16 protein-coding genes are annotated in these 19,848 nt (G+C 33.8%); 10 read left to right on the forward strand and 6 right to left on the reverse strand.

The window, feature by feature from the left end; all coding sequences use genetic code 11:
• Nucleotides 1-28: 28 nt before the first annotated feature.
• A complete protein-coding gene (locus tag KF816_14630) occupies nucleotides 29-1,630 on the reverse strand; it encodes a DUF4139 domain-containing protein (protein MBX3009253.1) in 1,602 nt (533 codons plus the stop codon).
• A 150-nt stretch (nucleotides 1,631-1,780) separates the two neighbouring features.
• Here KF816_14630 and KF816_14635 point away from each other — a divergent pair, with 150 nt between their 5' ends.
• Both KF816_14635 and KF816_14640 read left to right on the forward strand, forming a co-directional pair.
• Nucleotides 1,781-3,277, forward strand: a complete 1,497-nt coding sequence (locus KF816_14635) for a PAS domain S-box protein (GenBank protein MBX3009254.1) — start codon at nucleotides 1,781-1,783, stop codon at nucleotides 3,275-3,277.
• 13 nt (nucleotides 3,278-3,290) lie between these two features.
• Entirely contained in the window at nucleotides 3,291-4,664 is a 1,374-nt protein-coding gene (locus tag KF816_14640; GenBank protein ID MBX3009255.1) for a sigma-54-dependent Fis family transcriptional regulator, read from the forward strand.
• A gap of 493 nt (nucleotides 4,665-5,157) precedes the next feature.
• On the opposite strand, the gene KF816_14645 is transcribed toward KF816_14640, so the two are convergent.
• On the reverse strand, nucleotides 5,158-7,431 hold the full coding sequence (locus KF816_14645) for a TonB-dependent receptor (GenBank protein ID MBX3009256.1): 2,274 nt from the start codon (nucleotides 7,429-7,431) through the stop codon (nucleotides 5,158-5,160).
• A 134-nt stretch (nucleotides 7,432-7,565) separates the two neighbouring features.
• Here KF816_14645 and KF816_14650 point away from each other — a divergent pair, with 134 nt between their 5' ends.
• The 6 genes from KF816_14650 (at nucleotide 7,566) to KF816_14675 (ending at nucleotide 13,040) form a co-directional block, all read left to right on the forward strand.
• Entirely contained in the window at nucleotides 7,566-9,050 is a 1,485-nt protein-coding gene (locus KF816_14650; protein MBX3009257.1) for a response regulator, read from the forward strand.
• A gap of 34 nt (nucleotides 9,051-9,084) precedes the next feature.
• On the forward strand, nucleotides 9,085-9,594 hold the full coding sequence (locus KF816_14655) for a UpxY family transcription antiterminator (GenBank protein MBX3009258.1): 510 nt from the start codon (nucleotides 9,085-9,087) through the stop codon (nucleotides 9,592-9,594).
• A 56-nt stretch (nucleotides 9,595-9,650) separates the two neighbouring features.
• Nucleotides 9,651-10,607 (forward strand): HD domain-containing protein, encoded by a 957-nt coding sequence (locus tag KF816_14660; GenBank protein ID MBX3009259.1) that lies wholly within the window; start codon nucleotides 9,651-9,653, stop codon nucleotides 10,605-10,607.
• Between the two features lie 33 nt (nucleotides 10,608-10,640).
• Nucleotides 10,641-11,420, forward strand: coding sequence for a hypothetical protein (locus KF816_14665; protein MBX3009260.1), 780 nt, complete (start codon nucleotides 10,641-10,643; stop codon nucleotides 11,418-11,420).
• A gap of 87 nt (nucleotides 11,421-11,507) precedes the next feature.
• A complete protein-coding gene (locus tag KF816_14670) occupies nucleotides 11,508-12,236 on the forward strand; it encodes an NAD-dependent deacylase (GenBank protein MBX3009261.1) in 729 nt (242 codons plus the stop codon).
• A 318-nt stretch (nucleotides 12,237-12,554) separates the two neighbouring features.
• A complete protein-coding gene (locus KF816_14675; GenBank protein MBX3009262.1) occupies nucleotides 12,555-13,040 on the forward strand; it encodes a hypothetical protein in 486 nt (161 codons plus the stop codon).
• A gap of 113 nt (nucleotides 13,041-13,153) precedes the next feature.
• On the opposite strand, the gene KF816_14680 is transcribed toward KF816_14675, so the two are convergent.
• The 3 genes from KF816_14680 to KF816_14690 all read right to left on the reverse strand — a co-directional run bounded on the left by KF816_14680 (nucleotide 13,154) and on the right by KF816_14690 (nucleotide 16,537).
• A complete protein-coding gene (locus KF816_14680) occupies nucleotides 13,154-15,166 on the reverse strand; it encodes a methyl-accepting chemotaxis protein (protein MBX3009263.1) in 2,013 nt (670 codons plus the stop codon).
• A 310-nt stretch (nucleotides 15,167-15,476) separates the two neighbouring features.
• Nucleotides 15,477-15,899, reverse strand: a complete 423-nt coding sequence (locus tag KF816_14685) for a 6-carboxytetrahydropterin synthase (protein ID MBX3009264.1) — start codon at nucleotides 15,897-15,899, stop codon at nucleotides 15,477-15,479.
• A complete protein-coding gene (locus KF816_14690; protein ID MBX3009265.1) occupies nucleotides 15,899-16,537 on the reverse strand; it encodes a radical SAM protein in 639 nt (212 codons plus the stop codon). Before KF816_14690 ends, KF816_14685 begins: the two co-directional genes overlap by 1 nt.
• Before the next feature lie 275 nt (nucleotides 16,538-16,812).
• Here KF816_14690 and rpsT point away from each other — a divergent pair, with 275 nt between their 5' ends.
• Entirely contained in the window at nucleotides 16,813-17,076 is a 264-nt protein-coding gene (gene rpsT, locus KF816_14695; protein MBX3009266.1) for a 30S ribosomal protein S20, read from the forward strand.
• 33 nt (nucleotides 17,077-17,109) lie between these two features.
• On the opposite strand, the gene KF816_14700 is transcribed toward rpsT, so the two are convergent.
• Entirely contained in the window at nucleotides 17,110-18,609 is a 1,500-nt protein-coding gene (locus KF816_14700; protein MBX3009267.1) for an NTP transferase domain-containing protein, read from the reverse strand.
• An 87-nt stretch (nucleotides 18,610-18,696) separates the two neighbouring features.
• Here KF816_14700 and KF816_14705 point away from each other — a divergent pair, with 87 nt between their 5' ends.
• Nucleotides 18,697-19,848 (forward strand): GHKL domain-containing protein, encoded by a 1,152-nt coding sequence (locus tag KF816_14705; GenBank protein ID MBX3009268.1) that lies wholly within the window; start codon nucleotides 18,697-18,699, stop codon nucleotides 19,846-19,848.

Here is a 19,848-nt window from a genome sequence, read left to right on the forward strand (position 1 = left end):
TTACCTTTTTTATTAAATCAACTAATATCTATAATCCATTTATTCTTGAACCCTTCGGATATCTAACCGAATAAATCATTTTTTTATCTATCGATTTACCAGCGTCAACATCAACATTCCATGAAATAATTTTAGTTTCACTATTAACTTTACCCCCCGAAATATCTTTCTGCTCTACCATAATATCTTCGTTTCCCGAAATTGGCAGCTGGTCTTCTATGGTAAGTGATATTTTCTCTCTCTTGTTATTCTTCACCCTTATTTCAAACGCAAATATTCGTTCAACATCACTGCTTAAAAATTTATCTTCGGTAAAATCTTTCATTACTATTTTATCAACAACAATATTTTGATCTCTTCCCAATGAAATTGTAAGTGTATCAGATGAGATTGATGGATTTATAAAAGTCTTACCAACAAAACTATTTTCAAAGAAAATATTTGCATTACCGGGCAATAGGTTAAACTCATTCCATTTACTTAAGCTTACGGTCAAGAACGCGTTATTATCCAACTTTGGCGCGGCGTAATATTTATATTCGGCATCAATTGAATATTCTTGCAGCAGGACTGAATGCCTCTTGCCATCAGATGGAATATTAATTTTAACTTTTGGTACAAACTCAATAGAAAGCTGAGTATTGGCAACTTCTATATAGTCAGCAAATGATTCCGCATCTTCAGCTATATTTTCTGCTTGAACTGATAGGGCCTTTTGATTCATCATAGGAGCTAAATTCATCTCTCCTCTTTTCATCAATTCATACCTTTCAAAATCGATGAACCATGGACTCAAAATCGGTTTCTGATTATTCACATTTGGATTTCGAGTAGAGAGTATTATTTCTCCTTTCTCCCAGTTGATGCCGGTTTTCTGCCATAGCTCGGCTTTATAATTAAACTTTACCGGAGCATTTATCGATTCGGCATAAATATCGTAAGCCGGATTCCATCCAGCATCGGTGGTATAATAACTTAACCTAAATTCTGCAGTGGTCTCTTTTTTGGCATTTATCTGAACTACAATTTGACTAATCGGTTTTGATTGTATTGTATTTATTTCATTAATCTGTTTTTGAATTCTTTCAATATCCTTCTGAATTTTTTGCTTTGCTTCTGCTAATCCTAATAATTCTGATTTTATCTCTATAATCCTCTTTCGGAAAAATTCCCCCATCTTTTGAATTTCCAAAACGGTTGCTCCAGTTCTTTCATTCCCAATTTTTTGATTTGCCCTTAATAGTTCTAATTCCGCTAAATATGCATCAGATTCATTATTATTTAAGTCAATTTTATGTTTAAGTATTTTTAGAGAATCGTGCAACTTTTTGGTTGGAGCATCTATTTCACCGCTGTTCAAGAAATCATACCTCTTACTGGTTGATAAGATTATTAAATCTCCCTTAGCAGAAACATTTATACTATTTTCTTCGATATTATTTGCCAATCCCGAAATAATTAGAAGATGCTCACCCCTTTCTATTTTTTTGGAGAACTCATACTCCATTTGAGCGCCCCGTAAAAAAACCTTTATTTTAGAAGGTTCTGGAGTTACTTTTATTTCAGCGGCACCAATTACAGAAGAGAAGATTACCGAAATTAACAAAACAAAAATGCTATTATTTTTCATATCTACTCCAAATTATAAACTTTGGTTATACTTAATCTATCTTTTTCAGTTCCTTTAATATTACATGCGATTTACCCGGATTCAAATTTTCTATAAACGGATGCTTTGTTTATTTTAAGTAACCGAATTTAAGGATTATCTATATCAAAGATGAAAAAACTATTAATTGAGCTTTTAAGAAAATATTTAAATGAGATTATTGAGAGTTGGGTAGCTAGATTAATTCCCACAATGAGCCGAAAGATGTCAGAACATCAAGCCTCTACTTTTGTTCAGAACAGTTTATCTACTTTTATTGAGGTTATTGAATCGGGAGATTATAAGATTGCCGATCAATATCTTATTGACATATATAATTTGTTTTCAACCGCGAATTTAAATTTGCTCGAGATTAGTCAATTGTTCAGTCATGGTAGATTTGCTATCTTAAATTTTATTGAAAAAGAAGCTTCGACGGAGAATGATCCTGTAATACTGCTTGGATTTTTTGATGACTTAATTGAACAGATTTATGCGAGGTATGGCGTGCTTCATCAAGAAACAAAAATGAAAGAGTTGATAGTTGACCGGGACAGACTCGCCTCCAAACTTGAATTAAATCAGCAATATCTTAAAAGTATTCTCAAAGATTCTGACTCCGCAATTATGGTGGTTGATAAAAATGAACAATTTATTGCGTGGAATAAAGGTGCGGAGAGACTTTTCGGATATACTGAAGAAGAAGTGCTTGGAAGATCTTCAACATTGCTGCTTCCGGATGATGTAAAATATCTTAATGAGTTGAACTGGATTCAAAATGAGGTTATGCGGAACGATCAAATAAAAATTGTTGATACCGAACGCAAAACTAAAAAAGGGGAAATTTTAAGTGTACGATTAAATGTTAATAAACTGCCCGATATAAATAATGAGTATGCCGGAAGATCAATTATTATAAAAGATTATACCGAGTATAAAAGACTACAAGCTCAAATTGATCAATCTGAAAAGTTAGCTGTGATTGGACAGCTTGCCGCGGGAGTTGCCCACGAAATTGGAAATCCTTTAACCGCAATATCTTCATTAGTTCAAATTCTGCAGCGCAGATCAAAAGATGAATTTATGACTGAACAGCTTGTAATGATCAAAGAAAATATTGATAGAATTTCCAAAATTGTGCGGGAGCTGGTGGATTTCTCACGTCCACCAAGTTATGAAACAAAATCTCACGATATAACTTCAATTATAAAAACTGCTCTAGGCATAGTTAAATATGATAAGAGAGTCCGTAAGGTTAATTTCGAAACCAACCTGGAAAGCGAACTTCCCTTTGTTACTGTAGCTGCTGATCAGCTTTTACAAGTATTTGTTAATATTCTTTTCAATGCTCTTGATGCCGTTGATGGGGAGGGAACTATCACTGTAAAATCATATCATCATGAAGAAAAAGTATTAGTTGATATCACCGATAATGGATGCGGGATGGACGAAACAGTTTTATCAAAAATATTTGATCCGTTTTTTACAACTAAAGAAGTTGGAAAAGGAACCGGATTAGGTTTATCTGTAAGTTATGGCATCATTAAAAAATTTGGTGGCGAAATAACTGTAACAAGCAAATTGAATGAAGGAAGCACTTTTTCGGTAATGCTTCCAGGTATTTATTAATTAAGGAGAATAAATGAAAGCTAATATATTAATAGTGGATGACGAAAAAGCGATACGTGATTCATTAAAGATGATTTTAGAAGAAGAAGGATATAGCACAGATGTCGCGCAGGATGGAGAAGAGGCACTTCAGAAAATTGAAGCTACAAACTTTGATGCGGTAATTACAGATATAAAAATGCCAAGGCTTGATGGGATTCAACTTTTAGAAGCGGCTTCAAAAATTTCACCCGACACTTTTTTTATTATTATGACTGCATATGCCTCTGTAAAAACTGCAATTGACGCGCTCAGAAATGGTGCTTACGACTATTTAATTAAACCAGTTGAGTTTGATGATGTGATAATTAGAATTAAGAGATTGATGGATTATAAAACCTTAGCTTTTGAAAATAAGGCGTTGAGGCAACGGATTTCTTCTGATGCCGGTTTTTCAAATTTAATTGGAAATAGCCCCGCCATTAAAAAAGTATTTTCAATAGTTACTCAGGTTGCGCCCACAAACAGTAGCGTGCTTATTTTTGGTAAAAGCGGAACCGGGAAAGAATTAGTAGCAAAGGCAATTCATTATCACAGTAACAGAAAAGACAAAATATTTTTACCGATTAACTGCGGTGCCATAAGCGAAAATTTAATTGAAAGTGAATTATTCGGTCATAAAAAAGGATCATTCACGGGAGCCTCTGAAGATAAAATGGGATTATTTAAAGTGGCCGATGGGGGCACTTTATTTTTGGATGAAATTGGTGAGCTACCTTTAAATCTACAAGTAAAATTACTGCGCGCTATTGAGGATAAAGAATTTATTCCAGTCGGCGGCGTAAAATCGGTAAGTACAAATGTCAGAATTATTGCAGCAACAAATCAAAATCTTCATGAAAAAATAAAAACCGGTGAATTTAGGGAAGATCTCTTTTTCAGAATAAATGTTGTGGAAATACATTTACCCACATTGAATGAGAGAAAAGATGATATTCCGTTGTTAATAAATCATTTTATAGAGAAGTATTGTAACGAAATGGGTAAAAAAATTATTGGGGTTGATAATGATACTTTAAAAATCCTTACCTCTCATGAATGGCGTGGTGGCGTTCGGGAACTTGAAAATGTGATTGAGAGGTCAGTAATATTTTCTTCAAGCGAAAAAATAACTCCCGAAAATTTACCCGATTATGTTAGAGGCGGCACTTTGATTCATGGATATCCCGATCCTCTTCGAGACGCTATTCAGAGTTTTGAGCGGGAACACATTCTCAAGACAATCAAAAAATTTAATTATAGTAAGGATGAAGCCGCAAAAGCTCTCGAAATTGGCCTTTCCTCACTTTACAGAAAAATGGATGAGCTTAATATCCCAACTAAATCGCAGGGTGATTTTGAAGAATAAGCTTGTCTTTTAAAACTATTTTTTGAAAGTTTACGCAGTTCCTTTCTTTGAGGGTATCCGCAACGGATAAAAAAATAATCAAATTCTTATTAGCATGAAAAGATGTTTATGCTATGTTCTTCTGTTTTTAAACAAATTAAAAGAGGGGCTCTATGGAGGGCATATCCAGAAAAGCTAAGTGCTTTTTTATCAAACCGGTAGCTTCCGGTTTAGGAGGGTTTTTACTTTTTCTTTCGCTTCTGGCTTTTATGAAATTTTTATCATCTTGGCTTACACCCAATACTAAATTCGTGATTGACAATGAGGATGTTTTGCTCTCGATGGTAGGATTTGTTTTGATGTTCTTAATTGTCTTTCTACAAAATTTTACTGATTCTAAAAACAGTAATTAATTTGAGAGAGTCGTTAACAACTAATTATTACAAATTGCCGAAAAAAGAAAAGTCACGATTAATACTAAATCGTGACTTTTTTATTAATCCCAGATAAAAATCTAAAACTCCAAACTAATTCCGATTGATGGAAGAATTCCAATAGATGATTGATTATCAATTTCCATTTTCCGGTAATCCCATCTAATTGAACTGCTATTTTTATTATTGTAAATGTTTTGAATATCCAGATAAGTAATAAGAGCCCATCTTTCGGAATCCCAACGTCTATCAAACCGAAGATCTAAAGAGTGAAGAGGCTTGAATCTTTGCGAATTATAATTTAGAGGACTTTGTGAACCATCGAAATTAAATGGTGTGTATGGACTACCGGTAGCAAAACGGAATTTAACAGATGCTTCCCATTTTCTATTAAATATGTAACCGGCACTCAAATTTACAATCCACTTCTGATCATAACTGCCAGGTCTTCGAATTCCATCCAATGAAGTAAAAAATGATTCACTGTAAGTAACACTTAAAATTCCATAATGAGGAACATCAGATGATTTTTTTTGAAGTGAAAATTCCACCCCATGAGTTTCTCCAGTTCCCTCTGATACTAAAGGCTCTAATCCAAATGAGGAAAAATTATCAACACCACCTCCATACCCTGCACCGGTATTAGCTAGTACCAAATACGGGCGCAGTTTGCTGGTTGGGTACCCTGAATAATCTTTATAAAACCCCTCAAGTTTCATTCTTATATCTGACCGTAATAAATGTTCAATACCAACAATATATTGATTTACCCTAACAGCGCGTAAATCTTTGTTCGACTCATATGATGATAACCAAATATAGGATGGGTTTTGATAGTACACTCCAGCGCTTAAATTAATATTAGTTGCATCATTTAACATATAGGAAAACGCCGCTCTTGGACTTATATAAAAACCTTTTGTAATCTCACTAAAATAATCACCTCTTAATCCAAGACTAAATCGCATATTCTGTGAAGTTGAAATAGAGTATTGAGAATAGAAACCCAGCTTGGTAAATCTACTTGCCGAATTCAATGAGTTAATTTCAAGAGTTTCACCAAACGAAGTTTTGAAGGAGGGGAGTTTTAAATCAGATGAAAATTTAATATCCTTAATGTAAGCTCCAAAGTTTAATTCTGAACTATTGCTGATTTTAAAAACTATATCTCCTTTGATTTCATTCTCCCCCTCACGTGATTTATTAAGAAAAATTGGGTTAAGTAAAGTATCACGCTGTGAAGAATTAAAATCGGTAAAATTTCTACTTATAGAAATATTATAAAAACCTTTATCAAATAATTGTCGATAAGACAAACCCGCCACATAAGTATTTTGATCCGATCCAAGTATCTGGGAATTCTCGTATAAATCGTCTGAATCTTTATTGTTAAATTTTACCTTATCAAATGCACCGATAAATAGAAAAGATATTCTTTTCTTCTGATCTAGATTAAAAGTAAACTTTGAAAGAACATCATAGTATTCCGGCACAAAATTAAATCCGGCGGCATTAAAAATAAAATCGAGATAACTTCTTCGTGCTGAAAAAAGGAAGCTATTATTATTTCCGATGGGTCCTTCCAAATTTAATCCAAACTGACTTGCAGAAATTGTACCTTTACCGCCAAATCTGTCAGATCTGCCTTCGCGAAGATCAAGAGTTAGTACAGAGGAAAGTTTATCGCCGTAATTAGCCGAGAATCCTCCGCTAGAAAAAGTTGTCTCCCGCACAAAGTCGAGATTAATAAAACTTAATGGTCCTCCTGTTGCCCCTTGAGTCCCAAAGTGATTAATGTTAGGAACAACAAACCCATCAATAACATAAAGATTTTCAGAAGGAGCTCCTCCTCTAACTATTAAATCATTTCTTCCGGCGCTAGCCTGCGCTACTCCAGGTAATACCGAAAGTGCGCGAACAACATCTTCGAAACCTCCTGGAGATCTTCTAATTTCTTCATAACTAAAACTTTTTGTACTTCCAATTTCACTTGGGTCCATATAAAAATAGTCCGATTTTACAGTAACCCCTCCTAATTCAATCACAGAAGGCTGTAATTCGAAAAGTAAATCTGTTGGACGCGCCGTATTGACAACAATATCAGATTTAGTTACCGGGACAAAACCAATTGATGATGCTCTCACTTGATATGTTCCTACCGAAATTCCAACAATTTTAAAATTTCCCTGCTCATCAGTTGCAGCGCCAATATCGGTTCCAAGCACTATGATGTTTACCCCGGGTATCACCTCTTTTGTAACCGCATCTGTTACCTTTCCTACTATCGATCCCCTACTATTTTGCGCTGTTGAGATTGAGACCGTAAATAATAGTATCAATAAAAAATATCTCATTATTTTCATTTTTCCCTTTTTCATTTTGAAACACACATTAAAATTAATTAGTTTCCTTTACAATAATGCAAACACAAAATCTGCCCTATTTGGTTTATTTTATTATATTTATAATTAAGAAAAGACAAACGACTTTGGAAATACAAAATTTGGAAGAAAAAGTACTTAGCGAGTTTTCCAATAAAAAAATATTCTTCTCATCTCAAACCAGAGATGAGGATACTAATTTATTTATTTCCGACTCAGTAACTTTTGTTACCGGTTACTCAGTTTCAGAAGTTTTATCATTCCCTGAATTGTATCATTCTCTAATAATAGATTCTGATTTATCTCTCTTTCGTGAGTCGATCACTAAATTTGAGAAAGACAGTTCAAAAAATTGTACCGAGATTGATTATAGAATATTCACTCGTTCTAAAGATATAAAGTGGATTCATGAAATAATTGATGTTGATAGAAATAAAGAAAATGGGATTATTATATCGAAAAAATCAACTTGTGTTGATGTTACCTCACTTAAAATTAACGAAGAACTTTTGATAAAATCGAAAGAAGAATTGGTGGAAATTAATTCTTCGAAAGATAAATTTATTTCGATAATATCTCACGATTTAAGAGCTCCATTTACAACACTGCTGGGTTTTTCTGAAATTCTTCTTAATGAAAAAGATATTTCTGAAGAGGAAAAAAACGAATACATACAATACATATATGAATCTTCCAAAAATCAGCTCAGCATGATTAACTGTCTGCTTGACTGGTCTAGACTTCAAACAGGTCGAGTAAAAATTGAGCCGGAAAGATTGAATGTACGCACAGTAATTTCTAATGTAATTGCGCAACTCACAGGTGAAGCAGTTAGAAAGAATATCGACTTAAAAATAGATATACCCCCAGATTTATATATGAATGCTGATGATAGACTAATAAACCAGGCATTAATGCATCTTATCAACAATGGAATAAAATATTCAAATGAGGGAAAAAATGTTTTTATCTCGGCCTCAAAATTTAAAGAGGGAATGATTGAGATAATTATAAAGGATGAAGGTGTTGGAATTTCCGAAGAAAATCATCACAAACTTTTTAAGATTGACCAGAAATTTTCTCTACCAGGAACAAGCGGAGAGAAAGGAAGCGGTTTAGGATTAACTCTGGTTAAGGAAATTATTGAAAAACATGGGAGCGATATTTGGTTTTATTCACAAGTTGGTGAAGGAACCGAATTTCACTTTACAGTTCATGAAGCTAAAAACTTGATTTTAATTGTAGAAGAAAAACAAAATATACAAGACGATTATAAACGAATGCTAAGTGCGATTTCCAACCATTATGAATTAAGGTTCGCTAAAAATGGTTATGACGCAATTAGCATCTATAAATCAGTTTTACCCTCTATCATTATTATTGATCATGTAATGCCTTTAATGAACGGGATTCAGTTTGTTGAAGCAATAAATAAAAAAGAAAATAATAAGCCGGTACCTATTATTGTTACAATTGCAGATTATAGCGATACATTAAATGACAGATATGAAAGCTTAGGCATTAATTCCTTGATAGTAAAACCACTCAATGATGATTTTTTGCTTCAGACGGTTAAACAGTTATTAAATTAATTTATATTTTCTTTACTCATGCAGGATTGTACAGTTGAGCCTTACAGAAAAGAAATGGTTTGTATTATACACTAAACCAAAACATGAGCTAAAAGCCGCCATTCAGATTGAAAACATTGGTGTTGAATATTATCTCCCTACAGTAACAATTACCAAACGTTGGAGCGATCGAAAGAAAAAAATTACTGAGCCAATATTTAAAAGCTACATCTTTATTTATGCTAATGAAAAAGAGAGAATAAATTCAATGGAATTTAAGGAAATTGTAAGATGTGTAACATTTCTTGGAAAGCCCGCTGTTGTACCCGATTGGGAAATTCAAAATTTAAAATCTTTCATTGAGCATTCAAACGATTTAGTTGTAACCGACTTAATAAGCACCGGTACAAAAGTTAGAATTGTGGATGGCTTATTTAAAGACGTTATTGGTATTGTTAGCTCTATTAATGGAGAAAATTATTTGTCGGTTTCGGTAGATATGCTGCATAGATCGGTTTCCGTTAAGCTCCCGAAGGAAAGTATAATAAAGATTATTGAGAAGTAGCTTTTACCCTCTATATAAAATTGCTAAATTAACTATCAAATAATTAAGCCGGATTTATGCTTCAGCAAAAAGACTTAAAGGAATTTTACACCGGAGATAAAATTACTTTGTTTCTGGTAGTGAATAAAATTGAAATAAAGGAAGCCAAAAGTGGAAAAGCATTTATTAATCTTGAGCTTCGAGACAGATCAGCGGTTCTTCCTGCAAAAATTTGGGATAATATAGATTCTTATTCAAAAAGTATTTCTGAAGGCTCTATAGTAAAAGTAGCCGGACAAATAGATGAATATAATAATTCGCCACAGATTAAAATTGATAGGATAAGACCAGCCACCGAAGAGGATAATGTTAATTCTGAAGATTTTCTGCCAAAATCAACTCGAAGTTTAGATGAAATGCTATCGGAACTAAATTATTTTATTGATTCGGTTCAAAATCAATTTTGCGTTACCTTATTAAAATACTTTTTTGAGGGGGATAACCTTCAAAGTTATATAAGAACCCCGGCGGGTAAATCATGGCATCATGCATATGTACATGGATTACTCGAGCACACTCTCGAGATTACGAAAATCTGCGAACTAATGTGTAAGATTCATCCCGAGATTAATTATGATATTTTAATTACCGGTGCGCTTCTTCATGATTTCGGTAAAACAGTTGAGTTGAGTAGTGATACAAAATTTGACTATACAGATAAGGGAAAGCTTATAGGACATATAGTTATTTGTGCCATTGAGATTGAGAAAGCAGTCGAAAAAATTGAAAATTTCCCTTCTGATATAAAAGATCATATTATTCATCTTGTACTGAGTCATCAAGGCAAATTGGAATTTGCATCCCCAGTTGAACCAAAAACTTTAGAAGCTATTGTACTTTATCAAGCGGATGAATTAAGTGCAAAGACAAATGCCTACAAATCGGCGATTGAATCAGAGAAAAATAAGGGAAGCAACTGGACCAAATTTTTACCACTTGCCAACACCTCCCTTTTTATCCCATCGGAGAAATAAATATTCAAAACAACAACTAAAAGAGGAAGTAAAATGAAAAAAAACATTCTTTACATTATTGCCCTATTCCTCATTGCATTAGTAAGTAATTCATTCTCTCAAACAGTTGAAAAATATATTGAAGATGCTGAAAAATTCTACAAAGAATTTAATAATGAAAAAGCTCTTGAGGTGCTTAAAAAAGCTGAATCAATTGATGCCAACAATTTTGATGTACTCTGGTTGCTATCAAGAACATATGTAGATATTGCAGATAAATTGCCAACAAGCACGAGTGAACAGGAAAAAGCACAGAGCAAGATGTTTGAGACAGCTTTAGAATATGCCGAGAAAGCAGTTAAAAAAGATGGTTCAAAATCAGCTGGATTGTTACGCCGGGCAATCGCTAATGGGAAGATAGCACTCTTTAAAGGAGTATTCTCCGTTGCGGGAGTTGTTAATTCTGTAAAAGCGGATGTTGAAAAGGCAATTCAATTAAATAATGGTGGCAATTTTGTTCAAGGTGTTGCCCACTATGTACTTGCAAGAACTCATGCCAGAACCAGTGAAAAATGGAAACCTGCTCGTTCAGTTCTAGGATTAGGTTGGGCAGATAATGAAATTGCGCTTAAAGAATTCAAAAAGGCAATTGAAATTTATCCCGGTTATATGATGTTTTATGTTGATTACGCTCTTTCACTAATTCGTGAAGATGAATATGATACTGCAAGACAAATGTTAAACAAAGCATTGACTTGTCAATTTCAGCACCAGGACGATGAGAAAAGATTAGCAGAAGCTAAAAAGTTATTAGCTGAAATTAAAAATAAATAGTTGAGTTGAAGCCGTCATATTAAACATTAAATTATGGCGGCTTCTCATTTCTTGATAAATAGAACCTATCCAAAAAGAAGTATTGTAATGAATTTCAAAACCGAATTCGTTGAAAAGTTAAAAAGCGCTAAGAAACTTGTCTTCTTTACCGGAGCGGGAATTTCCGCCGAAAGCGGTATCGCTACATTCCGCGGTGCAGATGGAATATGGAATAAAATGAAACCGGAGGAACTCGCAAGTTTTGATGCTTTCATGAAAAATCCAGACTTAGTTTGGCAGTGGTATCAACATCGAAGAGATATAATTCATAAAGTAGAGCCAAATGCCGGGCATTCTGCAATTGCAGAGCTGGAAAAATTTTTTGATGTAACAGTGGTAACTCAAAATGTAGACAATTTACACGCCAGAGCCGGTAGTAAAAAAATTTATGAGCTTCATGGCAACATTGAAAGAAACTTTTGTGTTCATTGCAAAACATTTTATTATGATATTAATTTTGAAAATTCACAAAACGTCCCTATCTGCTCAAAGTGCGGTGGAATGATTAGGCCCGATGTTGTTTGGTTTGGTGAGAATTTGCCACAAGATCAATTTAGCGCGAGTGAAATTGCGGCTGAGTGGAGCGATATTTGTTTTGTAGTTGGTACAAGCGCAGTTGTATATCCCGCAGCATATATTCCCCAGCAAGCAAAGAGAGCGGGTTCTTATTTAGTAGAGATCAATATTGAACCTACAGAATTATCCCCCTATGCAGATTATTCGATATATGGAAAAGCAGGAGAAATTTTACCCCAGCTAGTTAGCATAATTCAATAATTTTTTAATGCTCATTCATGTATAATAAAGTTTTTTATCCCAATTTAAAGTTTTCTTACAGATATAGAATATTGGTAAAAGTATATTATCTTTGAGCCATAATTTTTCTACTAATAATTCTTATTTACTCTTATGCGCTTATTCTCTTTTCCTCTCCCTAATTTATTAAGACCAACTTATTCTAATCCTTTTAACGCTCAAGTCAAAAAAATCAATTTAATAACAAAGACAGTAGTGGTAATTCTTTGTTTTTCACAGTTTAATCTGCAACAAACTTTTTTCATAAAAAATCAATTCAATTAACCAAAGGAGTACAATATGAGAAGATTCATCGCAGTATTAGCGTTTGTTTTATTAACAGTTGGTATTACCAGCGCACAGGGAATTAAAGTGGGTGGCGGTCTTTCATACGCAAATGATATTAATAGTATCGGCTTGCGTGTTGATGGAGTTTATTCAATAAATAAAGATATTGCAGCTGGAGCTACCGCTACATATTATTTAGAAAAAGATGGTCTTTCCTGGTTTGTTTTTGATATTAATGGTCAATATAATTTCCTTAAACAAGATGATATGATTGTGTACGGATTAGCCGGCTTAAATATGACAATGTGGAACCTTTCTTTAGATTTAGGTTTTCTTGGAAAAGTAGAGACTTCCGGAACAGATACTGGAATTAATATTGGTGCCGGTGCCCGCAAAAAAATGGGAGATAAGCTGGAACTGTTTGGAGAAGTTAAATATGTAGCAAGCGGTGCTGGGTTTTTCTCCGTTGGCGCTGGTGTTCTTTTTCCAATAAACTAAAATTGTAGTTTATTAATAAAAACCGGGATGGTGAAAATCTGTCCCGGTTTTTTATTTATCTAATTTAAATTAGGAGAGTTTAATATCTTCATCCCACGATAAAATCTATCATGTTAATAATGTTGATTTAAAATGTTTTTTGAACCTTTTTTCGCAATCGCGGAACTTTCTCCAATTTTAAATCTCGAAATTAATTCTTGTAGATTAATCGTTAATCTGCTTAAATCTTCGGAAGCACGAGCAATCTGTTGAATTCCAGCGGAGCTTTCCTGGGCAACATTATTAATCCCTTCAATATTTCTACTAATCTGCTCTGCTGTTGCACTCTCTTCCTCGCTTGCGGCGGCAACTCGTGTTACCAGATCAACAACTTCATCTGAACCTTGAATTATTAATGCTAGCGATTGCCCCGCTTTATCAGCAAATGCTTTTCCCTTTTCAACTTCCCGGGTACCTTCTTTAATAGATACAACGGCATTCTGGGTTTCTTTTTGAATTTGATTAATCATTGAGGCAATTTCTTTTGTAGCCTTTGTTGTTCGTTCAGCAAGTTTTCTAACTTCATCGGCAACAACAGCAAATCCTCTTCCTTGCTCACCGGCTCTTGCGGCTTCAATTGCAGCATTAAGTGCTAATAAATTTGTCTGATCAGCAATATCATCAATTACTTGAATTATCTCACCGATTTTGTGACTGCTTTCGCCGAGAGCTTCAACAGTTACAGCTGATTGTTGAACCACCTGTGCAACTTTATTCATCTCTTCAATAGTTTGATTAACTACATTTCCTCCTTCCTTAGCAATATTACCAGCGTTTTTTGCGGCCTCGGCGGCAAGTGCCGAATTTCTTGTTGTATCTAAAATTGTGCGGGTCATTTCTTCAACTGCGCTTGCAACTTCATTAGTCTGACTGCTCTGTTCCTGCGCGCCCGCTGCCATCTCTTCACTGCTGCTAGAAATTTGATTGCTGGCGCTCGCTGTTGCCTGTATTGCCCCATTAACTTCCGACATCGCGCTTGCGAAACTTGCGGCTAATCCATTTATACTTTCCTTAATTATCGCAAAATCACCGGAATATTTTCCATCCATCCTTGCGGTTAAATCTCCTTCAGAAATATTTTTAAGCACTACACTCGATTCATGAATTGGTCCAATTACCGCTTCTAAAGTTGAATTAACACCAACAACAATTTCCTTAAAATCACCGCTATGTTTATTACTGTCAGCTCTCTTGTTTAAATCACCTTGAAGGGCGGCATTTGTTAGTGTTCTTAAATCTTCAACAAGTCTTTTTAAACTATTTTTTATAGTTTGAAATGAATTTCCAAGAACATCTTTGTCAGATAACAAAACAATATCTTCGGAAAAATTCCCTTCAGCAAAGTGTGCGCCCAAATTCGCTCTCTCTTTCATACTTATTTGAAGATTAACCAGTGCATTATTTAGTTTTCCAATCTCATCACCTCTTTCCGATCTCTCAACATCAGTGATTTCGCCGAAGGATAACTTTTCAATATTATCAACTGATTTTTCAAGATCGGTAACAATATTCTTTTTAAGGAAGAACATTGACATAAGATATGCGAACACTATTGTAGCTAAGGCGAGCAGTATTGCTATTAATCTTTGAGAAGCTAAATCAGCATGCATTTTTTCCAGGGAGTAACGAATACTAACAATTGCAAGTGGATCCCCATCATTGCTCTCATGACAACTGCTGCAGCTTTCACTTGATAGGATCGGTTCGATGCTTCTGAGGTTTTCTTGATCTTTGAATATCCCTTCAGACAAACTTCCTTTTTTTGATTTAAGAACCGCAAGTTCTTCTTGATCTAATTTCGCTTCAGAGCCACTTTTTATTTTATCGGTAGCTGTGATACGAAGTTCGAGTAAGCTTTCGGTATCTTTAACTTTTTCAATGTACGGGCTTATATCATCCGCACCCAACTCCATTGCGAATGATACAGATTTGATCATTGTTGAACTCAAATTGTGAAGTTCTTCCTCTACAGTCTCTGATTGAGATCTGCTTTGTAATACTAACAAAATTGTGATCATAATGGTGAGTGTTACTATCAAACTCGCAGAAATTATGATCCCCACTTTTTTGGAAATAGACAGCTTCATATATGCCTCAAAAATTAAATTGTTTGCTTTATATTGTTGTGGCTTCTGTCTGTTAAATTTTTAGGTAACAGTATCCAGAGCAGTTTTATAGCAACCAATTATTTCTTTTACTTCGGTTATTATAAAGTGATTTTTCACAGTATATAATCGGAAGGATCTTGGGTTTGTTTAATCTTAAATATCATTTTTTTTATTAATTAAAGAATATTTTATAATTGTTAATTCTCAGTGGTCTTTTAGTAGAGATTTGGATTGAAGTTATTTCTCTTCAAGCGGGAAATGACAAACTTTATATATTACAACAATTCGATTAATCTATATTAATATTAATTTCCTCTTCAGCATATGTGTTTTCCGTTTCAAGTACTTTTACTTTAATGGTAGTAATATTGCCGGGCAGACTAGATTCCTTGATTTTCTTTAGCAGATAAATGCAGATATTCTCTGCGGTTGATTGAAAATCAACAATAACTTTACGTGAATTTATTTTATCTAAAAATTCAATTACTTCGGTATCTTTGGAAAATACCATGAATGAGTGATCGAGTTCATCAATAATGGGTTGAATTATTGTCTTCATATCATAGTAATCGAGTACCATACCATTTTTATCTGGCTCACCGGTTAATTCAACCATACATTTGTATGAGTGGCCATGCAAATTTTTGCACTTACCTTCATGAAATGGAAGTCTATGCCCCATTTCCCAATTATATTCTTTCGCAATTTTCATTAGACACCCTTCTTTTTAGGATCCCAAATATACTTATGCATTTGTAGTTGGAATCGTACATTTAAATTATCTTCTAAAATCCAATTAATCAGCGTAACCGGTTCCAACTTCCCAAAGACAACGGAAAACAAAACCGGGTATTTTCTGGTTAAGTTATATTTTTCAATTATACTTTTAGTCCAATCATAATCTTCTCTTGTGCCGATCACAAATTTAACTTCATCAGTTGGTTTTATGTATTCAAGATTATCATAAAGGTTTTTTTTCATCATTTTACTTGAAGGACATTTCAGATCAAGAATAATCATAACTCTTTTATCTATTTCTTTAATTGGTAAACTGCCCCCGGTTTCGAGCATCACATCATATCCTTGATCGCAAAGTTGTTTCATTAATTCTAGTGATTCGGCTTGGAAAAGTGGCTCGCCGCCGGTGATTTCAACCAACTTACAATCATACTTTTTAACTTCATCAATAATTTCAGAAATTTGCATCTCCTTCCCCTCATAAAAAGCATACTCGGAATCGCAATAAGTGCAACGGAGATTACAATAGGTTAATCGTACAAAAGTGCAGGGTAACCCGGCTTTTGAGCTTTCCCCCTGAATTGATTTATATATTTCATTAATTTTTATCAATTATATACTTATTGTGAGGGTGCAAAAATAGTAATTGTTTTGATTAAATAATTGTTAGTTTGGTTTTAGAGAATCAAAGGTGCAGTGTTCGGTGGAGGTTCCAACATCTCTTTTTAGCTTAAAATTAAAACATTTTGCGGGTAACAGTTCAAACCTGTCACCGGTTTTAATGATTGCCCAACCAACAGAGATATTCCCTTCCCAAAATTGATTTGATTCCAATGACTGATAATTCTATATTTACGGTCAATTTTTAACAAATTAAGGTCTATTTAATGGCTAATCACAAATCAGCTAAAAAAAGAGTAAGAACTAACGCAAAAAAAGCAGTTAGAAATAAAGCGGCATTATCGAAAGTTAAGACACTTATTAAAAAAGTATATGCTACCGAAGAACCAGAACAAGCTAAAGTTACTTTGAAAGAAGCGGTTTCATTTTTAGATAAAACTGCAGGTAAAGGAAGAATTCATAAAAATAACGTTGCAAGAAAAAAATCAGCACTAACCCGTCACGTAAATAAATTAACAGCGGCAAAATAATTGTACAAAAAGGCAGTCGTAACGACTGCTTTTTTATTTTTCTCTAATTGCTTCAGTCCCCTCCATAATTTCGGCAAAATTCTTAACGGAAAATCTTTCCCCTTTATAATTAGTTGGTTTTAACAGATTTTTTTTACAAATAACAGAGTTTTCTATATCGAAGTTAGAGTCAATTATTGAGCCGAAAATATTTGAGATCCCTTTAATTTTACAGTTATCATTAATTTTGGTTGGATATGTATCGCTTCCAGAAATTTTCACCAAACTGCCAACAATCGAATTTTCTCCTATCTCAACATTACCGGTTATAGAATTACCGCTATAGATTTCACAATTTTTATTAATGATAATTCTTTGCCCATAGTAACATGAAATATTACAATTTTCATGTATTATCGAATTTTCTTTAATTTCAACATTTCCCTCTATTCTGGTATTTCTCTTAATTTTTACCCCGGGTTCTAGTTTAACATATTTACCTACATACACTCCCTTACCAATAATTACATCAAGTACAGTCCCTTCAGCATCCTTCAGAACTAATTCTTCAACAACATCCTCATGAATAAAAAAATCATTCGGGTCATCTATTGTAATTATATCCTTCAATTTTTCATAGACGTTTTTCTTCACAATCTCATTCATTTCCAGCAATACAGATTTATTATTAAAACCCATAACGACATATTGTTTTAATGGGCTAACCGCTCCCACGCTATAATTATGTTTATTAAAAATATCAATAAGATCAGTCAGGTAAATCTCATTCTGAACATTATTACTGCCTAATTTATTGATCAATTCATTAAGGGGTTTACACTTAAAAGCAAACACTCCCGAATTATATTCTCTATTGTTTATCAATTCAGATTTTGTAAACGCATACACTCTTTCGTTAAACTCAGCCAAATATGGAGTGTTTTCATCCAGGCTGAGAATATCTTTGAATTCTTTAATTTCGATTACTCTACCCGAATCTGGAGATGGATTTCCATTCTTATCATTTTCCTTAACTCTAATTATTCTACCATAATAGTTATCCTCAACAGCTCCCTCAAAAATTCCTGTAAGCACCATCATATCAGAATTTGAATTATTAAATTCATCATGGAAAAATCTGATTGAATCTTTATCAATTAAACCCATATCCCCAGGGAACACATAAACATGTCCATCATAATTTTCACTAATATTTAATAATCCTATTTGAACCGCGTGCCCAGTTCCATGCTGTACTTCCTGATATGCGAATGATTGCGATTTTTTCTTGCCGAGAGTTTTAATAACCTCGTGGGCTTTGATTCCGACAACAATAATAATATTCACATCCGAAAAACCTAGAAGGCATGCATTGGCAACTCTTTCAACAGTTGGAACTTCCCAAATTTTATGCAGCATTTTTGAAGTATTTGATTTGATTCTTTTCCCGTGCCCCGCTGCAAGAATTATTGCTGTATTTTTGTTGTTATGCTCAAATTGTGTGGAATATGATTTTAAGAGATTTGATAATGTTTCGTCAGTGTGATTGTTCATCTATGCCCTCAATAAAATTAAGTAGTTAAACAAACTTAAGAAATTACGATAATAATAGTTATAAATGTATCTTTTGGGAGAATTGCCATGCTAGAAGGTAACAGTAGTCTGAAAACATTTTTTGATACGCCGGAAAGAAGTAATGATGATGAGGTATTAAAGGAAATATTGAACTTTAAACAAAATATTCTTTTGATGCAGTTATTGGAAGGATTTCCCCAGCTTGCAGTGCTTCTCAATAAAAATCGTCAAATTGTGGCTTTTAACTCAAAAGCACTAAAAGTTTTTAATGCAGAGGATTATCTCAAAATTATTGGGATGAGGGTTGGAGAGGCTTTAAGCTGTATCCACAAAGAAGAGAATGAGGCGGGATGCGGTACTTCACAGTTTTGTAAAGAATGCGGCGCGGCTAATGCAATAAGAAACACAACCTCTAAACTGCTTGAGTCCAAAGAGGAATGCAGAATTATATCAAATGATAATAACGCTGAAACCGCATATGATTTTATGGTACATACCCGCCCCATAAATGTGAATAATCAAATTTATACACTATTTGCTATCGATGATATTTCAGATCAAAAAAGAAGGGCAGCACTTGAACGTATATTTTTTCATGATGTTCTAAATACGGCAGGAGTTGTAAATGGAATTGCCCAAATGCTTCCGGAAATTGACGAGGAGACGGAAGAGGATGAATTAGTAAGCATATTACAAAATTCTACCCAACAGCTAATTGAAGAAATAAAAGCTCAGAGAGAATTAAGACACGCTGAAGATGGTAATCTTGAACCAATTTTAGAAAATATTTCAGTAAATAGTATTGTCGAAAAAGTTATAAATCTTTATAAGAATCATCCTTTGGTTAATGAACAGAAGATTATTGGGGAGTTTTTGCAGGATGATGTAAAATTTATTTCTGATAAAACTTTGTTGATTCGATCTCTTGGCAATTTATTGAAAAATGCTATTGAGGCTTCAATACCGGGAGATACGGTTAAATTATATGCATCATTAAATGGTGACGCAGTTTCATTTAATGTTTATAACCAGCGGGTTATTCCCGAAAATATACAGCTGCAGCTGTTTCAACGATCATTCAGCACAAAGCAAAAAACTGGAAGGGGAATTGGGCTTTATAGTGTAAAATTAATTGTGGAGCAGTATTTAAAAGGAAAAGTAAGTTTTATATCAAATGAGAAAACGGGAACAATATTTACTGTAAGTATTCCTTTATAA

It is taken from the genome of Melioribacteraceae bacterium (assembly GCA_019638015.1).
Lineage (GTDB): Bacteria > Bacteroidota > Ignavibacteria > Ignavibacteriales > Melioribacteraceae > JAHBUP01.